This window comes from bacterium, assembly GCA_037131655.1.
Taxonomy (GTDB): domain Bacteria; phylum Armatimonadota; class Fimbriimonadia; order Fimbriimonadales; family JBAXQP01; genus JBAXQP01.
Window position 1 is genome coordinate 1 of sequence record JBAXQP010000138.1, and the last position, 7260, is coordinate 7260.

General features: G+C 48.2%; 8 protein-coding genes. 3 read left to right on the top strand and 5 right to left on the bottom strand.

The features are described 5' to 3' along the window. Together WCO51_07660 and WCO51_07665 are read right to left on the bottom strand one after the other, a co-directional pair. The coding region (locus tag WCO51_07660) for an AAA family ATPase (protein ID MEI6513137.1) at nt 1–481 on the bottom strand (481 nt) is incomplete at its 3' end. Nucleotides 482–652: 171 nt separating this feature from the next. Beyond that, nucleotides 653–1891 (bottom strand): pitrilysin family protein, encoded by a 1239-nt coding sequence (locus tag WCO51_07665; GenBank protein ID MEI6513138.1) that lies wholly within the window; start codon nt 1889–1891, stop codon nt 653–655. Between the two features lie 245 nt (nt 1892–2136). Here WCO51_07665 and WCO51_07670 point away from each other — a divergent pair, with 245 nt between their 5' ends. Next, on the top strand, nt 2137–3066 hold the full coding sequence (locus tag WCO51_07670; GenBank protein ID MEI6513139.1) for a DUF3187 family protein: 930 nt from the start codon (nt 2137–2139) through the stop codon (nt 3064–3066). Between the two features lie 38 nt (nt 3067–3104). Continuing rightward, complete coding sequence (locus WCO51_07675; protein MEI6513140.1) at nt 3105–4337, top strand: SGNH/GDSL hydrolase family protein; 1233 nt, start codon at nt 3105–3107, stop codon at nt 4335–4337. A gap of 55 nt (nt 4338–4392) precedes the next feature. Here the strand turns inward: WCO51_07675 and WCO51_07680 are convergent, their stop codons facing one another. Then, on the bottom strand, nt 4393–5049 hold the full coding sequence (locus WCO51_07680) for a hypothetical protein (protein ID MEI6513141.1): 657 nt from the start codon (nt 5047–5049) through the stop codon (nt 4393–4395). Between the two features lie 376 nt (nt 5050–5425). Then, nucleotides 5426–6148: a ribonuclease H-like domain-containing protein gene (locus tag WCO51_07685; protein MEI6513142.1), complete on the bottom strand. Its 723-nt coding sequence runs from the start codon at nt 6146–6148 to the stop codon at nt 5426–5428. A gap of 129 nt (nt 6149–6277) precedes the next feature. Here WCO51_07685 and WCO51_07690 point away from each other — a divergent pair, with 129 nt between their 5' ends. Further along, nucleotides 6278–6862 carry a response regulator gene (locus WCO51_07690; GenBank protein MEI6513143.1) on the top strand — a complete coding sequence of 195 codons (585 nt, stop codon included), beginning with the start codon at nt 6278–6280 and terminating at the stop codon, nt 6860–6862. A 1-nt stretch (nt 6863) separates the two neighbouring features. Here WCO51_07690 and WCO51_07695 read toward each other — a convergent pair. Beyond that, nucleotides 6864–7260, bottom strand: a 397-nt coding sequence (locus WCO51_07695) for a hypothetical protein (GenBank protein ID MEI6513144.1), incomplete at its 5' end; no start/stop codon positions are given.

Here is a 7260-nt window from a genome sequence, read left to right on the forward strand (position 1 = left end):
GGGGGGTGGCGATCACAAAGAACGGGTTTTCGGTGGTCGCGCCCACTAAAGTAAGCGTGCCGTCCTCGACATAGGGCAAAAGGGTGTCTTGCTGAGAACGGTTAAAACCGTGAATCTCATCAAGAAAGAGGAGTGTTCGTCGGCCACTTGATTGTTTTTGGTGGGCCAGTTGGGCGATTTTGCGAATTTCGGCGACACCCACAGTGACGGCGCTTCGGGCTTCGAAGTAGGCGTTGGAATGGACGGCGATTAGATGGGCAAGGGTTGTTTTGCCGCTTCCTGCTGGTCCCCAGAGGATGGCTGAACCCAGTTTCCCCGCTTCGATTGCCGTTCGGATGGGACTACCTTCGGCAAACAGGTGTTCTTGACCGACAAATTCGGCAATCTCACGAGGCCGCATTCGTGTAGCCAATGGCGCAAACGCTAGTTCTTCATTCTCCTCGAATAAGCTCATTTTTTGTATTTTTTTAGCTTTTAACATCCAGTTTTTCGGACGGGCATTCCGTATGGTCTTTCTCAGAGTTAGGCCAGGAGGAGATTGCTTCGTAGCTTCGTTCCTCGCAATGACACCACTTCGTTGTGCAGGGGCTTCACCCCCTGACCCCAAACTCTTGGAAAGGGGTCAATGCTCGGAATACGTATTACATAATTTTCACTCGGCGAATGGGCCGATGGCGGCGGTGGTTAGTTTGGTATTGTCTAATACTTTATTCGCTATGTTGAGTAAATCCTCTTTGTTGACCTTGTCGACGGCATTTATTATTTCCTCGATGGGGATTATTCTGTCGAAATAGAGTACGTTTTTGCCCAAGCGCATCATACGGCTACTCATTCCCTCCAGACTCAATAGAAGCGAACCGCGGATGTGGTTCTTGGCTTTCATTAGTTCATAGTCTGTTACAAGTTCATTTTTAACACGGTCGAATTCCGCCATTGTCAAGTCTGTGACCTGTTGGAAGTTTTCTTCGCTCGTCCCTCCATAAACCATAAAGTAGCCGGTCTCATCGTAGGCGCTGGATGAAGAACCGATGGAGTAAGCAAGCCCGCGCTTTTCGCGGATTTCTTGGAACAACCGACTACTCATTCCACCGCCGAGGATTGTATCGAGTACAGCCATCGGGTACTTGTCATCCTCATGTTGCGAGAAGCTGTTGGAGCCAAGACAAAAATTAACCTGCTCAACCTCTTTGGTCATGAAGTTCTTCCGAGCGCTTGGGGTGGGGATACTTTTCTCGAAGGGCATTTCGACAGGCTTAAGCGAACCTAATCGGTCAGAAATAAGATCTTCAATCATCGAGAAATCCAAATTACCCGCTGCAGAAATGACAATTTCATTTGAGGCATATCGGCGTTTCATATAATCGAAAAGCTTCTCGCGATTGACTGCGCTGACGGTTTCGACAGTGCCGATAACAGGGCGGCCGAGTTGGTGAAAAGGCCAAAGGGTTTCTAGGAAGACGTCGTGAATAAGGTCCTCAGGGTCATCGTCACGTCGCTTGATTTCTTCAAGAACGACTTTCACCTCGCTCGATATATCATCAGGCGCCATTATTGAGTTCGTCAGCATATCACAAAGCACATCCACTAACGACGAAGAATGCTCGGAAAGAATTCGCCCGTAATAACAGGTCATTTCCTTGTCGGTGAATGCGTTGAAATAGCCGCCCAAAGCCTCGATTTCTTCAGCAATCTGCTTGGCAGTGCGTTTTTCAGTTCCTTTAAAAAGCATATGCTCGAGCACGTGAGAGATGCCGAGTTCAAAATCTTCTTCGTAACGGGAGCCTGCTTTCACCCAAATGCCGATTGCCGCCGATTGAACGTATGGAACATGCTCCATCACCAGTCGAACACCGTTGGGGAGCTTTGATTCGTGGATTGTCAGAGCGCTCATTTTGCCCTCAAATATTTTATTGCCCGTTTCAATGGGCTGTCTTTGCTGAGTGTACCAGGGTCAAATAGAGGTGTCAAGCCGATGCTCGATGTGAAGATTAAATCCAAGCATGGTTAAAATTAACCAAATCGTCGACAAAAGCTTCTAAAAGTAGTCAAAATGAGGGCATGAAGTATGCTTGGATATTACTGTTTTCTCTTATAATAACTTTGACTGCATTCGGCGAAGTTGCGAAGGAAGCGCCGTTGAAGTCGTGGGGCCCGAAAGGGCCATTGTGCGTTCGGAATACGGATATGTTTTCGCTCATGTTCCTAACGTTCCCGCCTGAGTTTCCAAAAGTCCTTCCACCGGGAAAAACGCTATTTGCTGCCAACATCGATATCGTCAGCGAAGCGAAGTTCACTGAAAATGTCACTTATGACTATGAGCTCGAGCGGTTTCTTTTGCGATATCGCAAAGGATTAAAAGACGGCAGTGAAATCTCTTTTGCCCTGCCTCTTATGACGCGTCAGAATGGGTTTATGGACTCGATTGTCAATTGGTGGCATTCGACGATGTTAGGAAGTCACCCTCTTCCACGCGAAATATTGCCGATTGATGGATTGCGAATTCATGTTGTCAAGGATGGCACGGTCCTAGTCGATGCGGCGCGTGAGGATGGTCCTGGTGACCTTTCGATTATGTATAAGCGACAATTGTGGGAGAAGAAGCGCAACGCAGGGGTGATTCGTTTTGGGGTTGAACTGCCCACCGGCAATCCTGCTGAGTTTTTAGGAAGCGGCAATGTGGATGTCGGCGCACAGGTGGATTCGTATTGGAAGTTGTCCAAGAAACTGCACCTTTATCTTAATCTGGGGCTAGTTTATCAGGGCACGCCGAGTGTTTTGCCGAATGCACGCCAATGGCAAGATCGCGAACTGGTTGCCCTGGAATGGCAGTTGACCGGCAAGGATAGTTTAATATTTCAGACCGATAACCAGTCTCCAACCTGGCATACGGGAGATCCAACGTTTGATAGGGCTTATCGAGAGTTCAGCATCGGTTGGCGCCGTCAGCTTCGTGATGATTTGCTTTTGCAAGTTACATTTAGTGAGAACAATGATTTCGTCGGAGGAGAATTCGCCGATTTTGCCACCGATATCGCCGTCGGCGCTGGGTTAGAGTGGTATTTCTAAAGAATATAAACTCTGGGGTTTTGACTTAGGAGAAAATTATGCGAAAGCGGTTTGTATTTTTGGCGCTTCTTATCAGCTTTGGGGCGCTAGTTTTTGCGTTCGAGTTAAAAGATGGGGATAGGGTAGCTTTCTATGGCGATAGCATCACCGAAATGGGGGGCTATGTCCGTGATATTCAGGATTATGTCATCACACGTTATCCTGATCTGAAGATTAGTTTTATAAACCTAGGAATTGGCGGCGATAGGGTTTCGGGTGGGGCTGCCGGTCCGATTGATACGCGTATAACCCGCGATGTAGTCCCTTACCAACCTACAGTTGTCACTATCTGCCTTGGGATGAATGACGGCGAATATCAACCTTTCAAACAAGAGATATATGACCGCTACTATAAAGGTTTGGAGCATATCGTTTCCCGCATAAGAAAAGAGTGCCCTAAAGCAAGACTATTTATTCTTGGTCCTCCAGCCTTTGATGATGTGACACGCGGGGATTCAACTTATAACAATTCACTTCGGCGAATTTCTGATGGGGCGAAGTTGATTGCTAAAAAGTATAAAGCAAAGTTCGTTGACACTAATACCCCGATGGTGAAGGTTTTAGAGGCGTTGAAGAAGAACGGTTCGAATGCGCTAATTCTTCCCGATCGTGTACATCCCGATCCGGGCGGCCATTGGATAATGGCTCATGCCGTTCTTAAGGCTTGGGGCGCGACGGCTGAAGTGGCTTCAATTAAGATCGATGTAGTTGAATGCAATGCAACCGCTAAGAATGCGGATGTGTTAATGGTCGCAAGGAATACCAAGGGAGTGTCTTTCACTACGAAACAACATCGTCTGCCTTTGCCACTCGACCTTAATCATGCAAGCATAAAGGCTGTTTTTGATGTCACCTCAATCGAAAAGGATTTAAGCAGGGAGATGCTTGTGGTAAGCGGATTAGAAAGCGGCAACTTTCTTCTTAAGGTCAATGAAACAGAGTTAGGACAGTTTAGCGCTAAGCAGTTGGCTACGGGGATAAACGTTGCAAGCAATCCTGGTTTTCCTTTGCAGCATCAGGCTTTGGCGCTAGCAAAAAAGACAAACGAACGCCATGCGCTTGCCTATCTTATCTGGCGACGCATTTATGTGCCGGCTTGGGATGAGCCTAAGCAGGCAACAGACAAGGATTGGCCGCCGGTAAGGTGGAAAGAGGCGGAGGATATGCTTGCAGTGGAGCAGGCTTCTGTTAAAGCTCAGGGCTGGCTTCGTTGGGTGATTGTAAAGCAATAAGGCAAAAAGAGAAAAGGCCCCGGGCGATGGGCCGGGGCCTTTCATTTCGTCTTTCCTAATAAATTCCGGGTACGTTGCGCACTTGGCCCGTAGCGCCAAAAGTGTTTACCTCGCCGTTAAGCGGATTGTTCGCTCGTACCACTTCATAATTACGACTTGGGATGCCATTAGGACTGGCTTTCACAGCCCCGGAACCCGTATACCCTCTTCGTCTACTATCTCGCAGAGCTTCTTCGGCGATGCGATTAGTATCAACTTGGTCGGTTGAGCTTTCAGCCGCTGCGTGACTTTCCTTGTCCTCCCCATTAGCCTCTTCTGAAGCTTCCGTTGTCTCGGCATCAGCCACTAGCTCAGCAGACTCTTCCTGTGTATCCTCTTCGGATACCACCTCGTCGGTCGACGCATCAAGTACAACTAACTCAAGCGCCGAATCAGAAGTCGGCGGAGATGAAGGCGATCCAGACTGAGAATCCCAGATATGTCGCAGCATCTCGACGGCCTCATCTAATTCAGCCATTTTTAGTGTCAATTCCTGCACTGTCTGGTCATCTTTCAGCAGGTCAGCGACCTCGGTAAGCTGAACCATAGTGCCCCGACGCCCTTCATACTCTTGCAGCTTCTGGTTAATTGGCAGCTCGAGACGAAGGCGTACGGATAGCAGATATTCATCAATCCCGGTCAGGTCCAAACTCAAAGCGTTGGTCGATTTCATAGCCCTCTGCTCCGCATTAGATAATCCGACTACGCCCCATTCATCCTAAGAGTCTGGGACGGCAAAGCCTCAAGATATTAGTGAATAACTCAGGCTAGCGAGCAACATTTAAGCTCAGTCGAATGTTTTACTATTTATCTCATGCCACACTCAACGCCTGTTTTAACATGAGGGAAATCGAAACAAAGAAAACTAGTGTCTTTTGCAGCCAGTTACTTTGGCAGGGAAGGCGGAAGGATCGAGGCAAGAGGCAAGAAGCAAGAAGCAAGAAGCAAGATACCGGAAATCTCTCATGACCCCTTAGGAAAGGGGGGACATTTCATGAATCTGCCCCCTATCACCTTCTAAGGAAATACGCACTACGCTCCAAAAACATCTACCCAAACAAATGGCTTATTAGGCTGACCATGGTTAGGGTGTCTTGCCAGTTGTGCTCCATTATCTTTCCGATCATTCCGGCATTCCCTGTCAGAAGGAAATCGCGATAGGCGGCGGGGATTTGGCGGCCGGGAATATCATCTTCTCGGTGGCGGTTGCAGATATGGCTTTCGAGGGTTTGGAGTTGGCAATTAGGTAGACGCCACCGATAGGCCTGGCGCGCAAATGGGAGAAGGTCGAGATGACCGTGAGGTTCATTCCAAACAATACCGTTCCCATTGGCGCGAGTTTGCATGTAAGGCACATCAAACGAGTTGCCGTTAAACGTGACGAGTAAATGCACGTCTTTCATCTGGTCAGAAATAGCAGCGAGAACCCCCACTTCCTCAGCGTATGTCCGAGCGAAGTATTGGCGAGCGATTAGCTCCCCGTTTTCATAACACATCGTGCCGATAAGAAAAAGCGGTCTGCTTGGGCTTAAACCAGTTGTTTCTATATCAAGAAAAAGTGTCCGCTCAGCCGTAGCGTGTGGAACATAGACCTGCTGCCCGACACGCGCGGAATGGGGCGGGAATAGTCGGCAAAATCGCTCGCACAGTTCGACAGACTCAGGTTCTGACTGAGCCACCGCAGCTTCGATGAAAAAATATGGCGTACCCTGCGGCGATATTGTCTCAGTCCCTTTCATCACGTCTTCAAGGCAATATGTTTCTTTACTCAAAATCAAACTCTCCTATGAAAAATCATACCACGAAGCAGGCGCTTATGATATGATTGACAGATTCAAATCGATCAAGTCATACTTCCGCTTGCGTAGGGATGTCAACTACTAGGCAATTTTGAGGCAAGAATGTCAAAGCGTATTGTTATTGCGGATGATGAAGCAGTCATTCGGCTCGACTTAAAAGTGATGCTTGAACAGATGGGGCATTGGGTCGTTGGGGAAGCGGATAATGGCGAAACCGCACTCGATTTGGTGCGAATACACCACCCCGACCTTGTGATAGCCGACATCATGATGCCAAAGAAAAATGGTCTAGAGCTTGCTGAAACCTTGAATAGAGAACGCATCGCCCCCGTTCTCATCTTAACGGCTTATAGCGGTATTGAGATGATCGAAAAGGCAAATGAAGCAGGGGTGTTGGCCTATATCGTCAAGCCGTTCCGCCGCGCTGACCTTGAACCTGCTATCGAGCTTGTTGTTTCGCGCTATCGTGAAGTGTTTGCTCTTGAACAGCAATTAACCAGCGTTCAGGGGCAAATGGAGGCCGAAAAGCTTATTAATCAGGCCAAGAAGATACTGATGAACAAGTTCAATGTTGGGGAACAGGAAGCCCTTCGGCGTATTCAAGCCCAAAGCCTTAAGCTCAATAAGTCGTCTGAAGAAGTCGCCTCCGCTATAATCCTCACCAACAAAACTTTATCTGATAGCTAGGCTAACGGGCGATTTTTTCGTAGTGTACATTCATTAAGATAGGTCTTTTTAGCGCGCGCTTATCTAATTCCGCCGCCATATGCAGCGTCAAACGGGTGTATGCGGACGCTTCGATGTGCTTGGCTCGTTTGGGAGATAGAATAAACTCATAAAGAGTTTTCGCGGCCTCGATATGGGGAGCCTTGGCAGGAATGGCTATCCCGCTTACTAATAGCAACGCGCCTAGGTCTTGCTTTGGCAATAGTGGATTTTGATCAGGGATTATCCAGGCAACAGGTTGGCCAGTGCACGCGGCATCAATCACATCATCAACATCGGCAATTCCCCAGGTTCGTGATTTATTCGCGATTGCTTTAACAACGGAAGCGCTGTCAGGATATACTGCTGATCCGTTAGTA

What these genes read in the sequence shown, in the direction of transcription:
- WCO51_07665 (MEI6513138.1), bottom strand. Translation starts at nt 1,891, where the DNA reads ATGAGCGCTCTGACAATCCACGAATCAAAGCTCCCCAACGGTGTTCGA.
- WCO51_07675 (MEI6513140.1), top strand. Translation starts at nt 3,105, where the DNA reads ATGCGAAAGCGGTTTGTATTTTTGGCGCTTCTTATCAGCTTTGGGGCG.
- WCO51_07680 (MEI6513141.1), bottom strand. Translation starts at nt 5,049, where the DNA reads ATGAAATCGACCAACGCTTTGAGTTTGGACCTGACCGGGATTGATGAA.
- WCO51_07690 (MEI6513143.1), top strand. Translation starts at nt 6,278, where the DNA reads ATGTCAAAGCGTATTGTTATTGCGGATGATGAAGCAGTCATTCGGCTC.